Origin of the sequence: Allobrachymonas chironomi DSM 19884 (genome assembly GCF_000374625.1) — a bacterium.
Lineage (GTDB): Bacteria > Pseudomonadota > Gammaproteobacteria > Burkholderiales > Burkholderiaceae_C > Brachymonas > Brachymonas chironomi.
Window position 1 is genome coordinate 12,339 of sequence record NZ_KB894770.1, and the last position, 23,402, is coordinate 35,740.

The 23,402-nt window shown below is 63.9% G+C and carries 22 protein-coding genes; 14 read left to right on the top strand and 8 right to left on the bottom strand.

Going from position 1 to position 23,402, the window contains the following annotated elements:
• Positions 1-2: 2 nt before the first annotated feature.
• Both gmk and C513_RS0107635 read right to left on the bottom strand, forming a co-directional pair.
• Positions 3-641, bottom strand: coding sequence for a guanylate kinase (gmk, locus tag C513_RS0107630; RefSeq protein WP_018715456.1), 639 nt, complete (start codon positions 639-641; stop codon positions 3-5).
• A gap of 15 nt (positions 642-656) precedes the next feature.
• On the bottom strand, positions 657-1,592 hold the full coding sequence (locus C513_RS0107635; protein ID WP_026320664.1) for a YicC/YloC family endoribonuclease: 936 nt from the start codon (positions 1,590-1,592) through the stop codon (positions 657-659).
• 123 nt (positions 1,593-1,715) lie between these two features.
• Here C513_RS0107635 and rph point away from each other — a divergent pair, with 123 nt between their 5' ends.
• The 3 genes from rph to hemW are packed head-to-tail and all read left to right on the top strand — an operon-like array spanning position 1,716 to position 4,300.
• Complete coding sequence (gene rph, locus C513_RS0107640) at positions 1,716-2,447, top strand: ribonuclease PH (protein WP_026320665.1); 732 nt, start codon at positions 1,716-1,718, stop codon at positions 2,445-2,447.
• 6 nt (positions 2,448-2,453) lie between these two features.
• Positions 2,454-3,071, top strand: a complete 618-nt coding sequence (rdgB, locus tag C513_RS0107645; RefSeq protein ID WP_018715459.1) for an RdgB/HAM1 family non-canonical purine NTP pyrophosphatase — start codon at positions 2,454-2,456, stop codon at positions 3,069-3,071.
• Complete coding sequence (gene hemW, locus C513_RS0107650) at positions 3,071-4,300, top strand: radical SAM family heme chaperone HemW (RefSeq protein WP_018715460.1); 1,230 nt, start codon at positions 3,071-3,073, stop codon at positions 4,298-4,300. Before rdgB ends, hemW begins: the two co-directional genes overlap by 1 nt.
• A gap of 12 nt (positions 4,301-4,312) precedes the next feature.
• Here hemW and C513_RS0107655 read toward each other — a convergent pair whose 3' ends face one another.
• Positions 4,313-4,795 carry a Fur family transcriptional regulator gene (locus tag C513_RS0107655; RefSeq protein WP_018715461.1) on the bottom strand — a complete coding sequence of 161 codons (483 nt, stop codon included), beginning with the start codon at positions 4,793-4,795 and terminating at the stop codon, positions 4,313-4,315.
• Between the two features lie 68 nt (positions 4,796-4,863).
• The gene (locus tag C513_RS0107660; protein WP_018715462.1) at positions 4,864-6,015 is read right to left on the bottom strand and encodes a GNAT family N-acetyltransferase; all 1,152 of its coding nucleotides are present in this window, start codon (positions 6,013-6,015) and stop codon (positions 4,864-4,866) included.
• Positions 6,016-6,228: 213 nt separating this feature from the next.
• Here C513_RS0107660 and C513_RS0107665 point away from each other — a divergent pair, with 213 nt between their 5' ends.
• From C513_RS0107665 to C513_RS0107680, 4 genes are all read left to right on the top strand, one after another.
• Positions 6,229-7,650 (top strand): DUF2868 domain-containing protein, encoded by a 1,422-nt coding sequence (locus C513_RS0107665; protein WP_018715463.1) that lies wholly within the window; start codon positions 6,229-6,231, stop codon positions 7,648-7,650.
• Positions 7,647-9,161: a GTPase/DUF3482 domain-containing protein gene (locus C513_RS12985; protein ID WP_018715464.1), complete on the top strand. Its 1,515-nt coding sequence runs from the start codon at positions 7,647-7,649 to the stop codon at positions 9,159-9,161. The genes C513_RS0107665 and C513_RS12985 overlap by 4 nt, the downstream gene beginning before the upstream one ends.
• Positions 9,162-9,229: 68 nt before the next feature.
• Positions 9,230-10,945, top strand: coding sequence for an NAD+ synthase (locus C513_RS0107675; RefSeq protein ID WP_018715465.1), 1,716 nt, complete (start codon positions 9,230-9,232; stop codon positions 10,943-10,945).
• Positions 10,946-11,036: 91 nt separating this feature from the next.
• A complete protein-coding gene (locus C513_RS0107680; protein WP_018715466.1) occupies positions 11,037-11,375 on the top strand; it encodes a P-II family nitrogen regulator in 339 nt (112 codons plus the stop codon).
• Between the two features lie 6 nt (positions 11,376-11,381).
• Here C513_RS0107680 and C513_RS0107685 read toward each other — a convergent pair whose 3' ends face one another.
• The 3 genes from C513_RS0107685 to C513_RS0107695 are packed head-to-tail and all read right to left on the bottom strand — an operon-like array spanning position 11,382 to position 12,973.
• Positions 11,382-11,981 (bottom strand): LOG family protein, encoded by a 600-nt coding sequence (locus C513_RS0107685; RefSeq protein ID WP_018715467.1) that lies wholly within the window; start codon positions 11,979-11,981, stop codon positions 11,382-11,384.
• 12 nt (positions 11,982-11,993) lie between these two features.
• Positions 11,994-12,413, bottom strand: a complete 420-nt coding sequence (locus tag C513_RS0107690) for a diacylglycerol kinase (RefSeq protein WP_018715468.1) — start codon at positions 12,411-12,413, stop codon at positions 11,994-11,996.
• Positions 12,410-12,973, bottom strand: a complete 564-nt coding sequence (locus C513_RS0107695; protein WP_018715469.1) for an RDD family protein — start codon at positions 12,971-12,973, stop codon at positions 12,410-12,412. Before C513_RS0107695 ends, C513_RS0107690 begins: the two co-directional genes overlap by 4 nt.
• 337 nt (positions 12,974-13,310) lie before the next feature.
• Here C513_RS0107695 and C513_RS0107700 point away from each other — a divergent pair, with 337 nt between their 5' ends.
• The 7 genes from C513_RS0107700 to C513_RS14605 all read left to right on the top strand — a co-directional run bounded on the left by C513_RS0107700 (position 13,311) and on the right by C513_RS14605 (position 22,491).
• Positions 13,311-15,083, top strand: coding sequence for an acetolactate synthase 3 catalytic subunit (locus tag C513_RS0107700; protein WP_026320669.1), 1,773 nt, complete (start codon positions 13,311-13,313; stop codon positions 15,081-15,083).
• A 111-nt stretch (positions 15,084-15,194) separates the two neighbouring features.
• Positions 15,195-15,686: an acetolactate synthase small subunit gene (gene ilvN, locus C513_RS0107705; protein WP_018715471.1), complete on the top strand. Its 492-nt coding sequence runs from the start codon at positions 15,195-15,197 to the stop codon at positions 15,684-15,686.
• Positions 15,687-15,737: 51 nt separating this feature from the next.
• Entirely contained in the window at positions 15,738-16,754 is a 1,017-nt protein-coding gene (ilvC, locus tag C513_RS0107710) for a ketol-acid reductoisomerase (RefSeq protein WP_018715472.1), read from the top strand.
• A gap of 148 nt (positions 16,755-16,902) precedes the next feature.
• Positions 16,903-17,544 carry a phosphatidylserine decarboxylase gene (locus C513_RS0107715; protein WP_026320670.1) on the top strand — a complete coding sequence of 214 codons (642 nt, stop codon included), beginning with the start codon at positions 16,903-16,905 and terminating at the stop codon, positions 17,542-17,544.
• A 55-nt stretch (positions 17,545-17,599) separates the two neighbouring features.
• Positions 17,600-18,484, top strand: coding sequence for a CDP-diacylglycerol--serine O-phosphatidyltransferase (gene pssA, locus C513_RS0107720; protein WP_018715474.1), 885 nt, complete (start codon positions 17,600-17,602; stop codon positions 18,482-18,484).
• A gap of 214 nt (positions 18,485-18,698) precedes the next feature.
• On the top strand, positions 18,699-20,240 hold the full coding sequence (locus C513_RS0107725; RefSeq protein WP_018715475.1) for a 2-isopropylmalate synthase: 1,542 nt from the start codon (positions 18,699-18,701) through the stop codon (positions 20,238-20,240).
• Positions 20,241-21,345: 1,105 nt separating this feature from the next.
• Positions 21,346-22,491 (top strand): D-alanyl-D-alanine carboxypeptidase family protein, encoded by a 1,146-nt coding sequence (locus tag C513_RS14605; RefSeq protein ID WP_026320671.1) that lies wholly within the window; start codon positions 21,346-21,348, stop codon positions 22,489-22,491.
• An 81-nt stretch (positions 22,492-22,572) separates the two neighbouring features.
• Here C513_RS14605 and C513_RS0107735 read toward each other — a convergent pair whose 3' ends face one another.
• Entirely contained in the window at positions 22,573-23,364 is a 792-nt protein-coding gene (locus C513_RS0107735) for an IclR family transcriptional regulator (RefSeq protein WP_018715477.1), read from the bottom strand.
• Positions 23,365-23,402 lie beyond the last annotated feature (38 nt).

The following is a 23,402-nucleotide window of genomic DNA, read 5'->3' on the forward strand; positions in this document are numbered from 1 at the left end:
GATTACTCCGGATCGGTGATGTGCAGGGCGGCGAAGGTATCAGCCTTGGCGCGGCGCTGCGAAGCGTACTTGAGTCGCTGGGCGTGCACGATGGTCTTGAGATCAAAAAGTGCACGCTCGAACAATTCGTTGATTATAACGTAATCGAAAGATTTCGCCTGCGCCAGTTCGGTGCGCGCATTGAGCAGGCGCTGCTCGATGGTGTCGGTGCTGTCTTCGCCCCGGCGTTCCAGGCGGGCGCGCAATTCTTCCCAGCTGGGCGGCATGACAAAAACCAGCACCGCCTGCGGGAAGATCTGCTTGACCTGCAGGGCGCCCTGGTAGTCGATTTCGAGCAGGGCATCTTCGCCCTTGGCCAGACGGTCGATCACGGCCTGGCGCGAGGTGCCGTAGCGGTTGCCATGCACTTGCGCCCATTCCAGGAACTGGCCATCGGCAGCCATTTGCGCGAAGCGTTCGGTATCGACAAAGTGGTATTCGCGGCCATCCACTTCCTGACCGCGCGGGGCGCGCGTGGTGTGGGAAATGGAGGCGCGCACGCCACTGTCCACTTCCATCAGGGCGCGTACCAGGCTGGACTTGCCGGCCCCGCTGGGGGCGGCTACCACATAGAGATTGCCGGGGAAATCTGTGTTCTGCATGTCGGGGTTCGGAAATTACTCGATGTTCTGTACCTGCTCGCGCATCTGCTCGACCAGCACCTTCATGTCCATGGCAATGCGCGAGGTCTCGCTGGAGGCGGACTTGGAGCCCAGGGTATTGGCTTCGCGGTGCAGCTCCTGGATCAGGAAATCCAGGCGCTTGCCGAGTTCGCCGCCTTTTTTCAGCAGCTCCTCGATGGTGTCCAGGTGCGATTGCAGGCGGGTCAGCTCTTCGGCCACATCGATGCGCAGGGCAAAGGCGGCGGCTTCGGCCAGGGCACGGTCCTGGGCGGCATCGCGTGAGACGCTGCTGGCATTGTTGCCGGCCTGCAGCGCGTCCTTCCACTTGTCGAGGAAGCGCTGGCGCTGGGCTTCGACCACCTGCGGAATCAGGGGTTCGGCTTCGGCAGCGAGCAGGCGCAGTTGCTGCACGCGCTGCAGCAGGCTGTCGGCCAGCTGCCGGCCTTCGGTTTCGCGCGCTTCACGCAGTTGCTCCAGCAACTGGTCGGCTGCCTGCTGGACCCAGGGGCGCAGCTCGGCTTCGGGCAGGCTGGACTGGGAGGCCGGGCTCAGGCGCAGCACATCGGCCACGCTCAGCGGGGTGGCATCGGGCAGCCAGTTGCGGATGCTGTCCTGGGCGCTGGCCAGTTTCTGCAGCAGCAGTGCACCAGGTACCTGCAGCTGGTCGGGCAGGGCACCGGTGCGCTCCAGGCTGGCGCGCAATTCGACCTTGCCGCGACGCAGCTGCTTTTGCAGCTGTTCGCGCAGGGTGTTTTCATAGGGACGCAGCTCGTCCGGCAGGCGGAAGTGCAGATCCAGGAAGCGGCTGTTGACCGAGCGCACTTCGAGGCTCAGGCGCCAGGGGGAGGGGGGAGTCTCACCGTTGTCGGCAGGCGGTGTGCTCGGTGTGGATTGCAGGCTGGCGTAACCTGTCATGCTGTAAACTGGCATGGAATATCTCTCTGGCAGGGGAGGGCCTGACCATATGGCCGGCAATGGTGCAGTATATACGGCAGCATCGCCCGCCGGCTGGCTCCTGCTCCTGCCCGTCCCGCTTTTTCTCCGCATTGATCCATGACACATACTGCTTCCCGTCCTGCAGGTCGTACCCCTGACCAGCTGCGCCCGGTGCGCATCACGCGCCACTTCACCATGCACGCCGAAGGCTCGGTGCTGGTGGAATTTGGTAATACCAAGGTGCTGTGCACCGCCAGTGTGGAAGAAAAGGTGCCGCCGTTCCGTCGCGGCAGCGGCGAAGGCTGGGTCACGGCCGAGTACGGCATGCTGCCGCGTTCCACCCACACGCGTTCCGATCGCGAAGCGGCGCGTGGCAAGCAGTCCGGTCGTACCCAGGAAATCCAGCGCCTGATTGGTCGCTCGTTGCGTGCCGTGTTCGACCTGGCCAAGCTGGGTGAACGCAGCATCGTGCTGGATTGTGACGTGCTGCAGGCCGATGGCGGCACGCGCACGGCAGCCATCACCGGAGCCTATGTGGCCGCCTGCGATGCCGTCAACAGCCTGATCCGCAGCGGCAAGCTGAGCACCAGCCCGGTGATCGAGGCGGTGGCGGCCGTATCGGTTGGCGTGGTCGGCGGTGTGCCGATGCTGGACCTGGAATACGTGGAAGACGTGGCCTGCGATACCGACATGAACGTGGTCATGACCGGTGCCGGCCGCTTCATCGAGGTGCAGGGGACGGCCGAAGGCGCGCCCTTCAGCCGCGCCGAGCTGGACCAGCTGCTGGCCCTGGCCGAAAAGGGCATTCTGGAATTGCAAGCGCTGCAGGCGCAGGCGCTGGCGGAGTAAGCCGGCATGAAAATCGTTCTGGCCTCCAACAACCAGGGCAAGTTGGCCGAGCTGCAGGCGCTGTTTGGCGAGCTCGGGGTGGAGCTGGTGCCGCAGGCGGCGCTGGGCATTCCCGAAGCCGAGGAGCCTTATCACACCTTTCTGGAAAACGCCCTGACCAAGGCGCGCCATGCCAGCCGGCACAGCGGCCTGCCGGCCATTGCCGACGATGCCGGCCTGTGCGTCGATGCCTTCGAGGGCCAACCCGGCGTGCAGACGGCGTATTACGCCACGCAGTTCGGCTACGCCAAGAGCGATGAGAACAATGTGCGTGCGCTGCTGGAGCAGATGCAGGGGGTCGACCAGCGCCGCGCCGCCATGGTCAGCACGCTGGTGGCGGTGCGTTCGCCCGATGACCCGGAACCGCTGGTGGCCGTAGGTCGCGTGGTGGGCGAGATTGCGCGCGAGCCCATGGGCGAGGAAGGCTTTGGTTTTGATCCGGTGATGTGGATTCCGGCGCTGGGCAAGACGCTGGCCCAGGTCACGCCCGAACACAAGAACCGGCTCAGCCACCGTGGCCAGTCCTCACGCAAGATGCTGGAATTGCTGCGTGAATCCTGGCTGTCCGACAGCCGCGACGCCTGATGAGCAGCATCCCGCCCATCCTGAGCGAGGCCGGCCAGGGCTTGCCCGCCGTGCAGGACTACCTGCGCCCGGGCAGCCTGCAGCTGGGCAGCCAGCCGCCGCTGAGCCTGTACGTGCATCTGCCCTGGTGCCTGAAGAAATGCCCGTATTGCGATTTCAACTCGCACGGTCTGCAGGGCGAGCTGCCCGAAGCGGAATACAGTGCTGCCCTGCTGGCAGACCTGCAGCAGTCGCTGCCCCTGATCTGGGGCCGGCGCGTGGAAAGCATTTTTTTTGGCGGCGGCACGCCCAGCCTGTTTTCACCGGAGGCGCTGGCCACGTTGATCAGCCAGTTTCGTGCGCTGCTGCCCTTGTCGCCGATGTGCGAGATCACGCTGGAAGCGAATCCCGGCACGTTCGAGCGGGAGCGCTTTGCTGCCTTTGCGCAGGCTGGCGTGACGCGCCTGTCGATCGGGGTGCAGAGCTTTCAGGACCGCTATCTGCAGGTGCTGGGCCGGGTACATGACCGCGCCCAGGCACTGGCCGCGGTCGAGGAGGCTGCGCGCAGTTTTGCTACCTTCAACCTGGACCTGATGTACGCCTTGCCCGGGCAGAGCCTGGCCGAGCTGGAGCAGGATTTGCAGCAGGCGCTGGCGTTTGCGCCGCCGCACATCAGCATCTACCACCTGACGGTGGAGCCGAACACCTATTTCGCCAAGTACCCGCCGGCCGGTCTGCCGGATGACGACCTGGCCTACGCCATGCTGGACCTGCTGAGCGAGCGCACGGCGCAGGCCGGCATGCAGCGCTATGAGGTATCGGCCTATGCCAGGCCTGGCCATGGCTGTGTGCACAATCGCAATTACTGGGAGTTTGGCGACTATCTCGGCATCGGGGCCGGCGCACATGGCAAGCTGAGTTTTCCGCATCGCGTGGTACGCCAGGTGCGCGTGCGCGATCCGGGCCGCTACATGCAGCTGGCGCAGCAGGGTACGCCGGTGGCGCAGCAACACGAGGTGGCGCGCGAGGATCTGCCTTTCGAGTACATGCTGAATGCCTTGCGTCTGCGTGACGGCTTTGCCCTGGCCGATTTCAGCGCCCGGACCGGCCTGCCGCTGACGGTGATCCAGGCCCCGCTGGAAGAGGCCGAGCGCCGTGGCTGGATCGAACGTGATCTGGCGCGTGTCTGGCCGACCGTACAGGGTTTTGATTTTCTCAGTGACCTGCAGGAGCTGTTCCTGCCGGATTGAGCCACGCCGTGCTCAGGGCTTGTGGCTGTCTTCTTCGCAGTCGTGGCACAGGCCGTGCACGGACAGCGTGATGTCGGTGCTGTGCAGGCCTTTCTGCTGCAGCCGGGCATTGAGCTGTTCCAGCAGCGCCGGCAGCTGCGGATCGTCCGGCAGCGCGGTCAGCGAATGGCATTGTTCGCATTCAAAAAAACCCGATGGTGCCGATTGCGCCAGCGTGAAATGGGCCGTGCGGCCGCTGTCCTGGATGCGTGTCAGCAGGCCGGCCTGCATCAATCGGTCCAGCACTCGGTACAGCGTGACACGGTCCACCGGCTGGCCACTGCCATCGGTCTGCAGGGCCTGCATGATGGATTCGTGCGAGCCCGGAGCACTGCTGGCCTCCAGCAGCAGCAGCACGCGCAGCACATCACGCGTGGCACGCAGGCCGCGCGCGCGCACCAGCTCGGCCCAGCGCGTGGCGGGCGGCAGATGGGAGGTGGCGGAGGGGCTACTCATGGTGCAGTGCTGGAATCGGCGGGCTGGCGGTGCCAGCCCCACATGTCCGAACTATAGCAAAAGCGCTGTCAGCTGCCTGCCTTGCGCAAGGGGCTGCGCAGGGCCAGCTCCTGCAGGTAATCCTGCATGCCCAGGCTTTCGCGATCGAGAAAGCGCTGGACCGCATCGGCAAACGCCGGGTGTGCCAGCCAGTGTGCACTGGCGGTCGGGCAGGGCAGCAGGGCGCGGGCCATCTTGTGTTCGCCCTGGGCACCGCCTTCAAAGCGTTGCACACCATGGGCGATACACCACTGCAGCGGCTGGTAGTAGCAGGCATCGAAATGCAGGCAATCGACCCGCCGCAGTGCGCCCCAGTAGCGGCCATAGGCTACCTGCGGCTGGCCGGCGGCATCCAGCTGCAGGCCGATCAGGCTGCAGGCGATCGGCTGGCCGTGCTGCTCGGCGATGAACAGCAGCCAGTGCTCCGGCATGGCCTGTGCCATGGCGGCGAAGAACTCCGGTGTCAGATAGGGGGCGTTGCCGTGCTCCAGATAGGTGCGCTCGTAGCAATGGTAGAAGAACTGCCAGTCCTGCGGCGCGATGTCGCGTCCGCGCGCCCAGCGGAAGCAGACGCCGGCCTGTGTCACCTTGCGCTGCTCGGCGCGGATTTTCTTGCGCTTGTCCTGCGTCAGGCTGGCGAGGAAATCGTCAAAGCTGTGCCAGTCGGTGGCATCCGGCTGCAGCTGGCTGCGGTTCTGCCAGTGGAACTGCACGCCATCACGCAGCATCAGGCCCTGTGTTGCAGCGCAGGCCAGATCGGCCTCGTCGCCCAGCAGCAGGTGCAGGCTGGAGAGCGCGTTGTCATCGGCCCAGGCCACGGCCAGCTGCAGCAGGGCCTGACGCCAGGCGTCGGACCGGGCAAGCAGACGGCTGCCAGGCACCGGCGTGAACGGCACGCCGATCACCGCCTTGGGGTAGTAGTCCAGACCGTGTTCGGCATAGGCGCGCGCCCAGGCCCAATCGAATACGTATTCGCCGTAGGAGTGCGACTTGAGATAGAGCGGGCAGGCCGCCATCAGCTGCCCGTGCTGCCACAGCGCCAGGAATTGCGCTTGCCAGCCGCTGTCTGCCACGGCGCTGCCGCTGGCGTGCAGGGCCTGCAGATAGGCATGGCGCATGAAGGGCGTGGGCGCGGCCTGGCAGGCCAGCAGCGCATCCCAGTCGGCAGCCGGAATCTGCATCGGAGCCGATGCCAGCTGCAGTCGCAACGCACCCTGGCACGCGGTCAGCGCTGACAGGGCGGCGGTTGTTTGTGCGCCATAATTGGCCAGAGAGGGTCCGGTTGCCAAGGCATCCGCCGGCCTGATGGAAGCTTGCTGCTGATTCGACATGGCCCCAATTATCCGATTCCCCCACTTGCCAATGCCCGGACAGGGTCTTGCCGGAGTGCAGCCATGAGCCTGCCGCATTCCCGTTTGCAACAGTTCAGCACCGCGCAGGCGATCCAGCTGCTGGAAGCACAAGGACCGCTCGATGATGCCCAGGCCCTGCGGCAGGCCCATGAGCAAAGCACCGATCGCAGTACGCGCGTGCTCTGGCGCGCCTGGCTGCTGGGCGAGCGCCTGGGGCTGCCCCAGGCCTGGCAGCACTGGCGCAGCACGGCAGGCTGGGTCATGCTGGGGCTGGCCTTGCTGATGTTGCTGTCGTCCTGGGGGGCGGCGCAGACCGTGCTGGGGCAGGGGCGCAGCATCAATGCCGTGGCGGCTTTCGTGACCCTGCTCGGGCCGCATCTGCTGATGCTGCTGTTCTGGTTATTGGGGCTGGTACTGTTGCGCAAGCCGCAAGGCGGGGCGCTGCTGGGCACGTTGGCCATGCAGCTGACGGCACGCCTGCCGCTGCAGCGCGGCCCGCAGGCGCTGGCGTTGTTCCAGGGCCTGACTCGCACGCTGCAGCAGCAGCGCATCGGCACCTGGTTCTACGGCGCCATCAGCCACGGCATCTGGGTGCTGTGCTTCGTGCTCATGCTGCTGGCGCTCTGGTTCGGCTTTTCCTTTCACGCCTACCGCCTGAGCTGGGAGACCACCATCCTCAGCGATGACTTTTTCCGCGGCTTCGTCCATCTCACCGGCTGGCTGCCATCGCAGCTCGGTTTTCCGCTGCCCGATGCCGCTGCGGTACATGCCGCCGGTCTGGGCGAGGGCGGCGACCAGCGTGCCTGGGCCTGGTGGCTGATGGGCTGCGTGCTGGTCTATGGCCTGACTCCGCGGCTGCTGCTGGCGTTGCTCTGCCTGCTGGCCTGGCGCTGGGCGCAGTCGCGTCTGCAGGTGGATGCGGGCGATCCTTATGTACGCCGCCTGCTGGCGCGTTTTGAGGCGCTGGACCCGCCACCGCAAGTGCTCGATCCGGAGCGTGCCGCGCCGGCGCAGCCGTCGCCTTACACGCACAACCCGGCTGCCGCACCCGGAGCCCCGGCACTGATCGGTTTTGAACTGCCGCCCGACACGCCCTGGCCGCCAGCCGGCATGCCGCCGGAAGACCGCTTCTGGCACCAGAATGTGAGTGGTAGCAGCGCGGAGCGCAGCGCCTTGTTGCAACAGGTGCATGCGCTGCATCCCGCGCGGCTGCTGTTGGCCGTCTGGGCCGGCAGCAGTCCGGACCGGGGCACGGCGCGCCTGCTGCGCGATCTGCAGGCTGCCAGCGGTGCCAGTTTGGCGCTCTGGCTGCAAGGCCCGCAGGCCGTCGATGTTCCGGCGCAGCAACGCTGGCAGCAATGGCTGCAGACCAGCGGGCTGCAGGCATCGCTCTGGCTGCAGGACGATCAGGCACTGGCCTGGTTGCGCGACGATGCTGTGGCCCCTTCAGGAGATGCCCCATGAAACAGCCCCTGCACATCGCTGTCGTCGGCCATACCAATGCCGGCAAGACCTCGCTGCTGCGCACGCTGACGCGGCAGGTGAGCTTTGGCGAAGTCTCGGACCGGCCCGGCACCACGCGCCACACTGAAAGCATCGAGTTGCGCGTGGATGGCGTAGCCGCCGTGTGTTTCTACGACACGCCGGGGCTGGAAGATTCCGTGGCACTGCTCGATTACCTGAACACCCAGCCCGGCCAGAGCCGCCCCGACAAGGTGCGCGCCTTTCTGCAGGGCCCGGAGGCGCGTGGCGTGTTCGAGCAGGAGGCCAAGGTCTTGCGCACCCTGCTGGAGCAGGCCGATGCCGCCATGTACGTGATCGACACGCGTGAAGCGGTGCTGCCCAAGCACCGCGCCGAGTGTGAAATCCTGACCTGGTGCGCCCGTCCGGTGATGCCGGTGCTCAACTTTGTGGCCTCGCCCGACAGCCGCGAGCAGGCCTGGCGGCAGGCCATGCTCGATGCGAATCTGCATGTGCAGATCGCCTTCGATGCAGTGGCACCCTTTATCGGGGCGGAACGACGCCTGTACGGCGATCTGGCCACACTGCTGAATCCGCATCGTGACCAGCTGCTGGACATCGTTGCCTGGCTGGAGCAGGAACAGGCGGCGCGGCGTCAGGCCGGCTGCCGTGCCGTGGCCGATACCCTGATCGATCTGGCCGCCATGCGCCGCGTCATCACCGCCGAGGACCATGCCGACAGCGCGCGCCAGCAAGCCCATGTGCGCGATTTCCGCGAGGCCGTGCTGGCCCGCGCACGTCGCAGCGTGGATGAGCTGCTGGCCATCCAGGCCTTCCGTCCGGACGATGCCGAACTCGCCAGCCTGCCCGGCCTGCAGGGCCGCTGGGAAGACGACCTGTTCAATCCCGAAGTGCTGAAGGAGGCCGGCAAGAAGCTCGGCATGGGCGCTGCGGTGGGGGCCGGCATCGGTGCCGTGGCCGATGTGGCGCTGGCCGGCCTGTCCTTTGGTACCGGCACCACGCTGGGCGCAACCCTCGGTGGCCTGGCCAGCCAGGGCTGGCGACCGTTGTGGCGCAAGATCGACAACCGCATGCAGGGCGTGCACGAGCTGACGCTGGAAGACCCGGTGCTGCTGGTGCTGACCGATCAGCTGCTGCGCCTGCTGCTGGCGCTGGAACAACGCGGCCATGCGGCCGTGGACAAGCTGCGACTTGCCGATGACGCTGCCGGCGAGGGCAAACTGGCGCATCGCCTGTCCGGCGTCATCGAGGCACTGGCTCCGGCGCGCGGTCACCCCGAATGGGAGCAGGCCGGCACGGGCTGGTCCCTGTCGGCGCTCAAGGAGCAGGCGCAGGAGCGCCTGTCCGATGCACTCAACCCCTTCCACGCCGTGCGTGCCGAATTTGGTCGCCTGGGCGACTGGATGCCGTTTGGTTCCGGCGGCGATCGTGCCGAATGCCTGGCCGAGGTCAGCCAGGCCTTGCGCCAGGTGCTGCCCAGTCCGGGGCGCTGAAGCCGTCAACGTCCTGGTTCATAATGCCGCATCGGCCTGTGTGCCCTGACTTTTCCTGTTTGCCTGCCATGTCGCTATCGCTCTGTGTTGCCCAGCTCAATCCCACGGTCGGAGATTTTTCCGGCAATGTCCAACGCATCGTCGAGGCGGCACGCCAGGCCCATGCACAGGGGGCGCAGCTGGTGTTGACCGGCGAAATGTCGGTCTGCGGCTACTCCCCGGCCGACCTGTGGCAGCGTCCCGCCTTTGTCCAGGCCTGCGAAGCGGCGGTCGATGCCATCGCCGCCCAGCTGGCAGATCTGGACGACCTCACCGTGGTGGTTGGCCACGCCAGCGGCAACACCGATGTCCGTACGCGCTCGGTCAGCGTGCCGCAGCATACCAATGTGGTGACCGTGTTGCGGGCTGGCCAGCGCCTGGCCAGCTACGCCAAGCAGAAGCTGCCCAACTATCAGGTGTTTGACGAGTTGCGCTACTTTGTACCCGGTACCGACAGCTGCGTGATCGAAGTGCAGGGCGTGCGCGTCGGCCTCATCATCTGCGAAGACAGCTGGTTTGACGAGCCGGCGCAGCAGACGGTCGCCGCCGGCGCCGATCTGGTGGCCGTGCTCAACGCCTCGCCGTACCACATGGGCAAGTCGCGCGATCGTGAAAAGCGCATCGCCAGCCTGGCCGCGCTGGTGCAGCGTCCGGTCATCTATGCCCACATCACCGGAGGCCACGATGAAGTCGTCTTCGATGGCGGCTCCTTTGCCATGCAGGCCGACGGCAGCCTGGCCGGTCGCGCCGCCAGCTTTGCCGAAGACAACTGGCTGGTGCAGGTACAGGGGCAGGGCGATCAGCTGCAGCTGTCTGCCAGCACGGTGCCAGCCCATGAGCGCGATGGCCAGATCGGCCTGCCGCCGTACCAGTACGGCTACAGCAACGCCGAGGTCTGGCAGGCGCTGGTCATGGGCACGCGCGATTACGTGCACAAAAGCGGTTTCCGCGATGTCGTGATCGGCCTGTCTGGCGGCATGGATTCGGCACTGGTACTGGCGATTGCCGTTGATGCGCTGGGCGCGGACCATGTGCGCACCGTCATGATGCCCTCGCCCTATACCGCCGATATTTCCCTGATCGATGCGCGCGACATGGCCGAGCGCGTCGGCGTGCGCTACGACGAGCTGCTGATCCAGGACACTTTCGAACAGTTCCGCAGTACGCTGGCGCCGCTGTTCGAGGGCCGTGCGGAAGACACCACCGAAGAGAACATCCAGGCGCGCGTGCGCGGCACGCTGCTGATGGCGCTGTCCAACAAGTTCGGCAGCCTGGTGCTGACCACCGGCAACAAGAGCGAGCTTTCCACTGGCTACTGCACGCTCTACGGCGACATGGCTGGCGGCTTTGCCCCGATCAAGGACGTGCTCAAGACCCAGGTATTTGCACTGGCGCGCTGGCGCAATGCCCACGATCCCTTCGGCACCGGCAGCAACCCGATTCCGGAGCGCATCATCACGCGTCCGCCCAGCGCCGAACTGCGCCCGGACCAGACCGACCAGGACAGCCTGCCGCCCTACGAGGAGCTGGACGCCATCGTCATGCGCTACATGGAAAACGATGTGCCGGTCGCCGAATTGCTGGCGCAGGGCCTGCCAGCCGAAGCAGTCGACAAGGTCACGCGCCTGATCCGCATCAGCGAGTACAAGCGCCAGCAGGCCGCCATCGGCGTGCGCATTTCGCATCGCAGCTACGGCAAGGACTGGCGCTACCCGCTGGTCAACCGTTTCCGCGAAGCAGTTTGAGTCGCAACAAGCCCACAACGCATTTCTGGACACAGGTTTTTGTTGCACAATTGGAACAGCAACCACTTACCCTACAGCAGGAGCACTTTTCATGAAACAGATCACCGCCATCATCAAGCCCTTCAAGCTGGATGAAGTCCGTGAGGCGCTGGCCGAATGCGGTGTCAACGGCCTGACCGTCACCGAGGTCAAGGGCTTTGGCCGCCAGAAGGGCCATACCGAGCTTTACCGTGGTGCCGAATACGTGGTCGACTTCCTGCCCAAGGTCAAGGTCGAGGTAGTGGTGCGTAGCGAAGACGTTGATGCCTGCGTCGATGCCATCGTGCAATCTGCCCGTACCGGCAAGATCGGCGACGGCAAGATCTTCGTCAGCCCGGTCGAGCGCATCGTGCGTATCCGCACCGGCGAAGAAGACGATATCGCCGTCTGATTCCGCTCAGTTCCGTACCAGATACTCCAGCGTCGGCACCACTTCGGTGCCGATGTGGATCATGTCCATCTGGTAGGGCTTCATGAAGCCGGCCGCCACCGAGCCCTGTAAAAAGGTCAGCAGGTGGTCGTAGTAGCCTGCCGTGTTCAGCACGGCAACCGGCTTGTCGTGGTAGCCCAGCTGCTTCCAGGTCCAGGCTTCAAACAGTTCCTCGAAGGTACCGATACCGCCTGCCAGCGCCAGGAAGGCGGTGCAGCGTTCGGCCATCATGTGCTTGCGCTGGTGCATCGTCTCCACGATGTGCAGCTCGGTACAGGCGTGATGCGCCCACTCGCGTTCCACCAGCGCCTTCGGGATCACGCCCACCACGCGCCCACCGGCCTGCAGGGCGGCATCGGCAACGACGCCCATCAGGCCGTTATGGCCACCGCCATACACCAGCTGGCCACCATGGCGCGCGATCCAGGTACCGACGTCGCGGGCGGCATCGGCAAAGCGTTCGTCCGTGCCGGGTTGCGAGGCGCAGTAGACACAGACCGAAAAGCGCGGATCCGGTTCGGCAAACAGGCCGTGTACGCCGGGGGCAGGGTCAGGGCGATCCGTCATGACAGTCTCCGCTCAGAATTGTTGCGCAAAATGCACCCACAGCATGGTGACCCAGGTCACCGCACACAGCAGGGTGCTCAGGAAGACGGCGGCGCTGCCAAAGTCCTTGGCCATCTTGGCCAGCGGATGCAGTTCCAGGCTGGTGTGGTCAATCGCGCATTCGATGCCGCTGTTGAGTAGCTCCACAATCATCATCAGCACCAGCACCGTGGACAGCACCACGGTTTCCAGCCAGGTACGCCCCAGCAGAATCGCCAGCGGAATGCCGATCACGGTCAGCGTCAGTTCCTGGCGAAAGGCCGGGGATTCACAGACAGCGGCGCGCAGGCCGGCCCAGGAATATTGCGTGGCGTGCCAGAGCCGGCTCAGGCCGCGTCGCCTTTTCTGCGGAATAACGGCCTCCTGGGCCTTGCGGATATCCTGTTCGATCATAGTTGCCACCATTTGCGCTCCCGCTCGGCACGCGCCGCCGGCTTGCGATACACCAGCCGGGTACCGGCCAGCAGATCATGGACAAACTGCCGGCCCGGCATCAGCAGGCTGAGCAGGGCCCAGAAAATCACCCAGCACACCAGCAGCAGTGTCGCCAGGCCCAGATGTTCGGTCCAGTGGCTGCTGAACGACAGCAGCAGCAGCGGTGGCAGGAACCAGATCCAGCCCAGCACGTAGCGCAGGCAGGCGCGCCCCAGCGTGAGCGGCCGGCCGGTCTTGTCCAGCATGCGGATATGCCAGGTCTTCATCGCCAGCGTATGGCCCTTGATCCAGAAAAACACGAAGTACAGACCCAGCAACAGGAACATGAACAGCTGCTGCCAGTGGCGATTCTCCAGCGCATGGCGTGTTCCAGTGGCGACGGAAAACAGGAAACCGCCCAGGAAGATCACGCCGAACAGCAGGATGCCCTCATACATCCAGCAGGCCATGCGGCGGCCCAGGCCGGGTGTGATCAGGGAGGTGTCGGTAGCGGGTGAAGTAGGCGGCTTGGTGCTCATGCGGTCTCTGGTAAACAGGCGTACGCCGGCCGTGGCCGACGGTCAACCCGGAAGTATATCGGCAGCCTGCCACAGGATGCTGACAGATTGTTCCGGCCCGGTTTGTGGCAAAGTGCAGCAAAAAGTCGACGAAACGCACGGGGACTTGTAAAATGCCGTGTTTTGCAGCGCAACAATGCGATAATCTCCCAGTACACAACATATACGGCAAACGGGTCACTGCCCGGCGCGTTACAAAAGCGCCCATGGCTTTGGCCTCAAGTCTTGAAGCCATCCCACAAGGGTGAGCCAAGAGGCACCCAAGGTTTTTCTGCAAGAAATTCGCAAAGGTTCATCAATGGAAACTACCAATACTCTCTCTGCTGCCAGCGCAGCCAAGCCTGCTCGCGCGCCCATGCTCATGGGCGCCGAAATCCTCGTCAAGTGCCTGGAAGCCGAAGGTGTCAAGCACCTGTGGGGCTATCCCGGCGGCGCAGTCCTCTATATCTACGATGCCCTGTACAAGCAGGACTCCATCCAGCACGTGCTGGTGCGTCACGAACAGGCCGCCGTACACGCGGCTGACGGTTTTGCCCGTGCCACCGGCGAAGTCGGCGTGGCCCTGGTCACGTCCGGCCCCGGTGCCACCAACGCGGTAACCGGCATTGCCACGGCCTACATGGACAGCATCCCGATGGTGATCATCACCGGCCAGGTCGGCACGGCTGCCATCGGTTACGACGCTTTCCAGGAATGTGACACCGTGGGCATCACGCGCCCGGTGGTCAAGCACAACTTCCTGGTCAAGGATCCCAAGGACATCGTCAGCACCATGAAGCGCGCCTTCCACATCGCGCGCAGCGGCCGTCCCGGTCCGGTGGTGGTGGACATCCCCAAGGACGTCTCGTTCCAGAAAGTCGCCTGGCACGGCTACCCCGAAACCATCACCATGCGCTCCTACAACCCGGTGCGCAAGGGCCATGGTGGCCAGATCCGCAAGGCGCTGCAGCTGCTGCTCAATGCCAGGCGTCCCTACATCTACAGCGGTGGTGGCGCGCTGCTGGGCAATGCCTGCAATGAGCTACGTGCCCTGACCGACAAGCTCGGTGCTCCCTGCACCAGCACGCTGATGGGCCTGGGTGCCTTCCGCGCCGACGATCCGAAATTCCTGGGCATGCTGGGCATGCACGGTACGGTCGAGGCCAACAACGCCATGCAGAACTGTGACGTGCTGCTGGCCGTGGGTGCCCGTTTTGACGACCGCGTGATAGGCAACCCCAAGCACTTTGCCCAGAACGATCGCAAGATCATCCACATCGATATCGATCCCTCCGTGATCTCCAAGCGCGTGAAGGTCGATGTGCCGATCGTGGGCGACGTGAAGGATGTGCTGAACGAGCTGCTGAACGCCCTGGACGAGTCCGAGACCAAGCCGGACCACAAGGCGCTCGAGCCCTGGTGGGAAACCGTCAACAAGTGGCGCAAGACCGATTGCCTGGCCTATGACCGCGACAACAAGGACGTGATCAAGCCGCAGAAAGTGGTCGAGACCCTGTGGAACCTGACCAAGGACGATGATGTCTACGTCACGTCCGACGTCGGCCAGCACCAGATGTGGGCGGCCCAGTTCTACAAGTTCAACGAGCCGCGTCGCTGGATCAACTCCGGTGGCCTGGGCACCATGGGCGTGGGCGTTCCCTACGCCATGGGCATCAAGCTGGCCAAGCCGCAGGCCGACGTGTATTGCATCACCGGCGAAGGCTCGGTGCAGATGAACATCCAGGAACTGTCCACCATCCTGCAGTACGACACGCCGATCAAGATCTGTTCGCTGAACAACCGCTACCTGGGCATGGTGCGCCAGTGGCAGGAAATCGAATATTCCGGCCGCTACAGCCACAGCTACATGGATGCGCTGCCCAACTTCGTCAAGCTGGCCGAGGCCTATGGCCACGTGGGCCTGCTGATCGAGGACCCGCGCGACGTCGAGGGTGCACTGATCGAGGCGCGCAAGCTGAAGAACCGCACCGTGTTCCTGGACTTCCGTACCGATCCCACCGAGAACGTGTTCCCGATGGTGCAGGCCGGCAAGGGCATCACCGAAATGCTGCTGGGCTCCGACGAGCTCTGATCATCCACCCCCAAGATTGAATCTATTGTCCGCCAAGCCCGCGCATTACCGTGCGCGGGGGAGGGCGGCGAAAGCAGTGGCTTTCGCGCTGACGAAAAGAGGAAAGACATCATGAAACACATCATCGCCATCCTGCTGGAAAACGAAGCCGGTGCCCTGTCGCGAGTGGTCGGCCTGTTCTCGGCCCGCGGCTACAACATCGAGAGCCTGACCGTGGCTCCGACTGAAGACGAAAGCCTGTCGCGCATGACCATCGAGACCTCCGGTTCCGATGACGTGATCGAGCAGATCACCAAGCACCTGAACCGCCTGATCGAAGTCGTGAAGGTGGTGGACCTGACCGAAGGTGCCTACATCGAGCGCGAGCTGATGATGGTCAAGGTGCGTGCCGTGGGCAAGGAACGCGAGGAACTCAAGCGCCTGTCCGACATCTTCCGCGGCCACATCATCGACGTGACCGACAAGAGCTATACCATCGAGCTGACCGGCGACCAGGCCAAGAATGATGCCTTCCTGAACGCCATCGACCGTGGCGCGATCCTGGAAACCGTGCGTACCGGCGCCAGCGGCGTTGGCCGTGGCGAACGTATCCTGCGCGTGTAAACTGCAGCCCGATTCCGTTTTTTATTCCCCCTATACCTACTGGAGATACTCATGAAAGTTTTCTACGACAAGGACTGTGACCTGTCCCTGATCAAGGGCAAGACCGTTGCCATCATCGGCTACGGCAGCCAGGGCCATGCCCACGCGCAAAACCTGAACGACAGCGGCGTCAAGGTCGTGGTCGGCCTGCGCAAGGGTGGCGCTTCCTGGAGCAAGGTCGAACAGGCCGGCCTGAACGTGATGGAAGTGGACGAGGCTGTCAAGGCTGCCGACCTGGTCATGATCCTGCTGCCCGACGAGAACATCCCCGAGGTGTACAACAACAACGTCGCTCCCAATATCAAGCAGGGCGCCACGCTGGCATTTGCCCACGGCTTCAACGTGCACTACAACCAGGTCGTGCCGCGTGCTGACCTGGACGTGATCATGGTTGCTCCCAAGGGCCCGGGCCACACCGTGCGTTCCGAGTACCTGAAGGGCGGCGGCGTGCCGTCCCTGATCGCCATCTACCAGGACAAGTCCGGCAAGGCACGTGACCTGGCGCTGTCCTATGCCATGGCCAACGGCGGCGGCAAGGGCGGCATCATCGAGACCAACTTCAAGGAAGAGACCGAGACCGACCTGTTCGGCGAGCAGGCCGTGCTGTGCGGTGGCGCCGTCGAGCTGGTGAAGATGGGCTTTGAGACCCTGACCGAAGCTGGCTACGCTCCGGAAATGGCCTACTTCGAGTGCCTGCACGAGCTGAAGCTGATCGTGGACCTGATGTACGAAGGCGGCATCGCCAACATGAACTACTCCATCTCCAACAACGCGGAGTATGGCGAGTACGTGACCGGCCCCGAAGTCATCAACGAAGAGTCCCGCAAGGCCATGCGCGCTGCACTGAAGCGCATCCAGGACGGCGAATATGCCAAGATGTTCATCAGCGAAGGTCGCCTGAACTATCCCAGCATGACGGCCCGTCGCCGCCAGAACGCCGAGCACCAGATCGAGGTGGTCGGTAACCAGCTGCGCGCCATGATGCCCTGGATTGCCAAGAACAAGCTGGTCGACCAGAGCAAGAACTGATTGCCAGCCGGCAGGACACGGCCTGGCCGTGTCACAATCGCTGCTGAGCCTGCCGCGCAAGTGGCAGGTCTGGCGGCCCAGCAAAAGCCACCACGGTGGCTTTTGCCGTTTCTGGCGCTCCCCGCAGCGCATGACCCCTGTATACGACATGAACAAGCACTATCCCCATCCCATCCTGGCCCGCGAAGGCTGGCCCTTCATCGCCGGCAGCATCATCGTGGCACTGCTGCTGCATGTGTTCTTCAGTGGCTGGGTGGCCCTGCCGTTCTGGATCATCGCGCTGTTCGTGGTCCAGTTCTTCCGTGACCCGGCACGTCCGATTCCGCAGCAGGCGAATGCCGTGCTGTCGCCTGCCGATGGCCGCATCGTCAAGGTCGAGAAGGTGCGTGATCCTTACGCCGACCGTGATGCGCTGCTGATCAGCGTGTTCATGAACGTGTTCAACGTGCACAGCAACCGCGCCGCAGTTGATGGCACGGTGACCAAGGTGCAGTATTTCCCTGGTTCCTTCGTCAACGCGGACCTGGACAAGGCCTCCACCGAAAACGAGCGCAATGCCGTGGTGATCGACAGCAACGGCACCACCGTGACGCTGGTGCAGGTGGCGGGTCTGGTGGCGCGTCGCATCCTGTGCTACGTCAAGCCCGGCGAGGTGCTGACGCGCGGCCAGCGCTACGGCTTTATCCGCTTTGGTTCACGCGTGGACGTCTACCTGCCGCTGACGGCACAGCCGCAGGTCGCGCCTGGCGACAAGGTGTCTGCCACCACCACGATTCTGGCAGTGCTGTAAGATGCCATGACCGCCCCGTGCCAGCCGGGCAGGGGGCTTTTCCCGCAGGAATCGCATGCAATCCGACGATCACGATATCGATACCCCACCCACCAGCGCGCCGGCGCGCAAGACGCCGCGCAAGGGCATTTACGTGCTGCCCAACCTGTTCACGCTGGCGGCGCTGTTTGGCGGCTTCTATGCCATCGTCATGGCGATCAACGGCCGCTTTGACCTGGCTACTATCGGCGTGTTCGCTGCCATGGTGCTGGACAGCCTGGACGGCCGCGTGGCACGCTTGACCAACACCCAGAGCGCCTTTGGCGAGCAGATGGATTCGCTGTCCGACATGGTCAGCTTTGGTGCGGCGCCGGCGCTGATTGCCTACCTGTGGGCACTGCAGCCGCTCGGCCGCTGGGGGTGGATTGCCGCCTTCATCTACTGTTCCTGTGCCGCGCTGCGCCTGGCGCGTTTCAATGTCAACACCGGCGTGGTCGACAAGCGCTTCTTCCAGGGCCTGCCGTCGCCGGCCGCGGCCGCACTGGTCACCGGCTTCATCTGGCTGACCAACGAGATGATCACGGCGCACCGCGATGTGCCCTGGTTCAAGGCTTTTCTGGAGCTGTTCATTCGCCGCGGTGAGGATCTGGTGCGCGGCGACCTGTCCTGGGTCATGTTTGCCATCACGCTGTTTGCCGGCCTGACCATGGTCACCAACGTGCCGTACTACAGCTTCAAGGACTTTGGCGGCCGCCGCAGCGTCCCCTTTGTCTGGGTCGTGCTGCTGGTACTGCTGATTGCCCTGATCAATATCGAACCGCCGACCATGCTGTTCCTGCTGTTCGTGGCCTATTCGATCAGCGGTTATGGGCTGTATGTCTGGCGCAAGTCGCGCGGCCAGTACGTGAGCATCGTCGCCACCTCGACCGACGAGCCCGATGAAAAAGGCCTGCACCAATAAACGGGCTTTCATATTCTGTGCTACAGTAAAACCCATGAAAAGCTTTGCGATCTCCCTACTACTGGCCAACGTCCAACGGGCGGGGTAAGTAGCACGCGCAAAAACCTTTCAGCACAGGCCCGTTTGCACCCGCAGCGGGCCTTTTCGTTGGTGTCGTCACGGGTGCTGAACCGACCGTTCCATCCTTACCGCATACCAACCCAAGGAAAACACCATGTCCGACAAGCTCATCATTTTCGATACCACCTTGCGTGACGGCGAACAGTCGCCCGGCGCTTCCATGACCCGTGACGAGAAGATCCGCATTGCGCGCCAGCTGGAGCGCCTGCGCGTGGACGTGATCGAGGCCGGCTTTGCCGCCAGCTCCAACGGTGATTTCGAGTGCATCCAGGCCATCGCCAACACCATCAAGGATTCCACCGTCTGTTCGCTGGCGCGCGCCAATGACCGCGACATCAGCCGTGCGGCCGAAGCGCTCAAGGGCAGTGACCGTGCGCGTATCCACACCTTTATCGCCACCAGCCCGCTGCACATGGAGATGAAGCTGCGCATGACGCCGGAAGAGGTGCTGGAGCAGGCACGCCGCTCGGTGCGCTTTGCCCGCAACCTGGTAGCCGATGTCGAGTTCAGCGCCGAAGACGGCTACCGCAGCGACATGGACTTCCTGGTGCGCGTGTGCGAGGCGGTGATCAACGAGGGTGCTACCACCATCAATATTCCCGATACCGTGGGTTACGCCGTGCCCGAGCTGTATGGCAACTTCATCAAGACGCTGCGCGAGCGCGTGCCGAACAGTGACAAAGCGATCTGGAGCGTGCACTGTCACGATGACCTCGGCATGTCGGTGGCCAACAGCCTGGCCGGCGTGGCCATTGGCGGCGCACGCCAGGTCGAGTGCACCATCAACGGCCTGGGCGAGCGCGCCGGCAACTGCTCGCTCGAGGAAATCGTGATGGCGGTGAAGACGCGCAAGGACTATTTCAACCTGGAAGTCGGCATCGACACCCAGCAGATCGTTGCGGCCAGCCGACTGGTCAGCCAGATCACCGGCTTTGTCGTGCAGCCGAACAAGGCGGTGGTTGGTGCCAACGCCTTTGCCCACGCCAGCGGCATCCACCAGGACGGCGTGCTCAAGGCGCGCGACACCTACGAAATCATGCGTGCCGAAGATGTGGGATGGAGCGCCAACAAGATCGTGCTGGGCAAGCTCAGTGGCCGCAATGCCTTCAAGCAGCGCCTGGAAGAACTCGGTATCCAGCTCGAGAGCGAGGACGAGATCAACAAGGCCTTTGCCAAGTTCAAGGAACTGGCCGACCGCAAGAGCGAGATTTTCGACGAGGACATCATTGCGCTGGTGGGCGACGAATCCGTGACCGGCGACAAGGAGTACTACGGCCTGGTGTCGCTGTCGCAAAGCAGCGTGATGGGTGCCCAGCCGCAGGCGGAAGTGGTGTTTACCGTGGGCGACCAGCAGGTCACCGGCAATTCCACCGGCAACGGCCCGGTCGATGCCTCGCTCAAGGCCATCGAGTCGCATGTGAACAGCGGTGCCGAAATGGTGCTGTATTCGGTCAATGCCATCAGCGGCAATACCGAAAGCCAGGGCGAAGTGACGGTGCGCCTGCAGCAGGCCGGCCGTATTGTCAACGGTGTGGGTGCCGACCCGGATATCGTGGTGGCATCGGCCAAGGCCTATATCAGTGCGCTGAACAAGCTGCACAGCAAGGTCGAGCGCGTCCACGCACAAGGCGTCTGATGCCCGGCTAGCATTGCCCATACAACGGCCTGTCTGCGGACAGGCCGTTGTTGTTTATGCGGGCGCGTTGCAATTGCCTGCAGTTGTTACACAAGCGGTCGCAACAGGCGTATAAATAGAGCTTGTCAGGTTTCTGAAAGACCATGTTCGCCAAATATTACAAATTAATGCTGTCTTAAGTTCATTTCCCAAGTCGTTGATATTGCGCCGGTTTTTATAGGGTGTAAACTTCTGTCATCGACGATCGGAAATCATTTCAAGGAAGTACATCATGTCCAATCGCTCCCAATTTGCGCAAAAAGGCTTTTTGACATTCCTTTCACAAGGTGCCTTGTGCGTAAGCGTGGCCTGTGCCACGCTGGCGCTGCCGGCACATGCCGCCAAGCCGGACGCCAAGGCCAAGCCGGCTGCGGCCAGCGCCAAGAAAACCAGCGTAGCCGCCAAGAGCAATGACAACAAGGCTGCCGCCAAGGCCGCACCCAAGGCAGAACGCGTTGCCAAGGGCAAGGCTGACAAGGATGAGGGCAAGGCCAGTACCCGCGTAGCCAAGGCTGGCAAGGACGACAAGGCCGCTACCACCAAGGTAGCCGCACGTGCCGCCAAGGATGACAAGGCTGAAATCCCGGTCAAGGGCAAGGCCGCCACGGCCGAGCGTGCCTCCACCCGCAAGGGCGTGCGTCAGGCAGACGACAAGCTGGTGCTGCAGGTGCGTTATGCCGCAGGTGGCGTGAGCAAGGGCACGGCCGTGAAAGAGCCGGAGGTTCGCGCCGGCAAGGGCGCCAAGACTGCGGCAACTACAGAGCGCCCGGCACGTCGCCTGGGCAAGGCCGAGCGCCTGAAGGCTGAACGCGAAGCGCGTCTGGAAGCCGAAGAACTGGCGCGCAAGCAGGCCATCGAGGCTGAGCGTGAAAAGCGTGTGGCCGAAGCTGCGCGCCTGGAGCGCCAGCGCGAACTGGACCGTCAGCGCGAGGTAGAGCGCCAGAAGCGACTGGCAGCGGCTGCCAAGGCCAAGCGCGACAACGAGCTGGAACAGGACCGCATTGCCACGTTGCTGGCCGAGCGCAACTCCAGGGTGCGTGAGGTAGGCGCGCCGGCTCCTGCCGTAGTGGCTGCGCCAGCAGCCGCCAGTGTGATCGCTCCGGCTGCCGTGCTGGCCGCCGCCAGCGCAGCACCAGCCCTGTCGCTGGTGCCGAGCCAGCCGGTCGCGGCCCGCCCGGTGGCAGCTCCGGCGGTGACTTACACCAGTACCCGCGTAGCCGCTTCGGCCGTGGTAGCAGCAGCGCCGGCACCGGCACCGATCGTGGTGGCGCCGGCTCCTGCACCGGTACGTACGCTGGTAGCCGCAGCCCCGGCACGCGTGCAACCCGAACAGAACCATTTCGTGCGCGTTTCCGTGCCGCAGCGTGATACCCTGGGCCGTATTGGTGGCCTGGGCAATGACAGCATGATGTCGCCCGCCGGCCTGCATTCCAGCGTGGCGTTCGTGATGGACCAGCAGACCGGCGAGGTGCTGCTGAACAAAAATGGCCGCATGGTGAGTTCGATTGCCTCCATCACCAAGCTGATGACGGCCGTGGTCATCATGGACGCCAACCTGTCCATGGACGAGCGCATCACCATCACCTATGACGACGTGGACCGCCTGAAAGGCAGCAGCTCGCGTCTGGCCGTAGGTACCACGCTGACACGCCAGGAGCTGTTGCACCTGACACTGATGTCTTCCGAGAACCGTGCGGCGCATGCACTGGGTCGTACCTATCCGGGTGGCATGAGCGAATTCGTGCGTACCATGAACATGCGCGCCATGATGCTGGGCATGAACGACACGCGTTATGTCGAGCCGACTGGCCTGAACAGCGCCAATCGCTCCAGCGCCCGTGACCTGGCGCTGCTGACCAAGGTCGCCTACAGCTATCCGCTGATCCGCAACTACACCACCTATCCGGGTGCCGAGTTTGCCGTCAATGGCCGCTCCACCCGTTTCAACAACACCAACCGCCTGGTGCACAGCGTCAACTGGGACATCGGCCTGCAGAAGACCGGTTTCATTTCCGAGGCGGGCCGTTGCGTGGTGATGCAGAGCAATATCAATGGCCGCAACGTGCTGATCGTGCTGATGGATTCCTCCTCCAGCAACAAGCGCGTGGAAGATGCCGAGGCGATCCGCAACTTCGTGGAAGCCAAGTCGCGCGGTAGCCGTGGCTTTGGTTCCACCATCGCTTCGCGCGGCGCGGTGGACATGGCTTACTGAAGCCGGTAGCCAGCACACAAGACAAAGGCGGGTTCGGATGGACCCGCCTTTTTCGTGGGCGCCCTGAAAGGCGTGCCGTAGTCAGGGGCGATAGCCCATGTTGTGCGATATCTCGTCGGCCGCTGTCTGCAGCTTGTCGACCCAGCCTTCATCGATGCGGTTGGCCGGGGCCGAGATTGACAAGCCGGCAATCAGGCTGCCCTGGTCGTTGTAGATGCCGGCGGCCATGCAGCGCACGCCCAGCTCCAGCTCCTCGTTGTCGCGTGCCAGGCCGGTCTGGCGCACCTGTTGCAGCTCACGTTCCAGCTGCGGCAGCTGGGTGATGCTGTTGCGCGTCTGGCCACGCAGCCCGGTGCGGGTGGCATAGGCACGCACGCGCTGGGCGTCGTCGCGCGACAGAAACAGCTTGCCGGTGGAGGTGAGGTGCAGCGGTGCGTGGGCACCAATGGCGCGTACCACCTGCATGCCGGAACGCTCGCTGTAGGCGCGCTCGATGTAGACGATTTCATCCCCCTGGCGCACGCTCAGGTTGATTGGCTGCTGGATCTGGCGATGCAGCTCGCGCATGACGCGCAGCGCGGCATCGCGCACGCTGATGCGCGCCTTGACCAGGTTGCCCAGTTCCAGCAGGTGCATGCCCAGGCGGTAGCTGCCGGTATCGGGGCGGTCCACAAAGCCGCCGATCACCAGATCATTCAGGATGCGGTGGGCGGTACTGGGGTGCAGGCCGGAGCGTTCGCTGATTCCCTTGAGGCTGAGCGGCTCGTCGCGTTCGGCCAGAATGTCGAGCAGCACGAACATGCGTTGCAGCACCTGGATGCTGATGTCGGCATACTTGTCGGAATCGCTCGGGGAAGGGATGGTTGCTTGCATGTGAATGGTGAAAACGGGAAGCCGTGTTTGCTGCAACT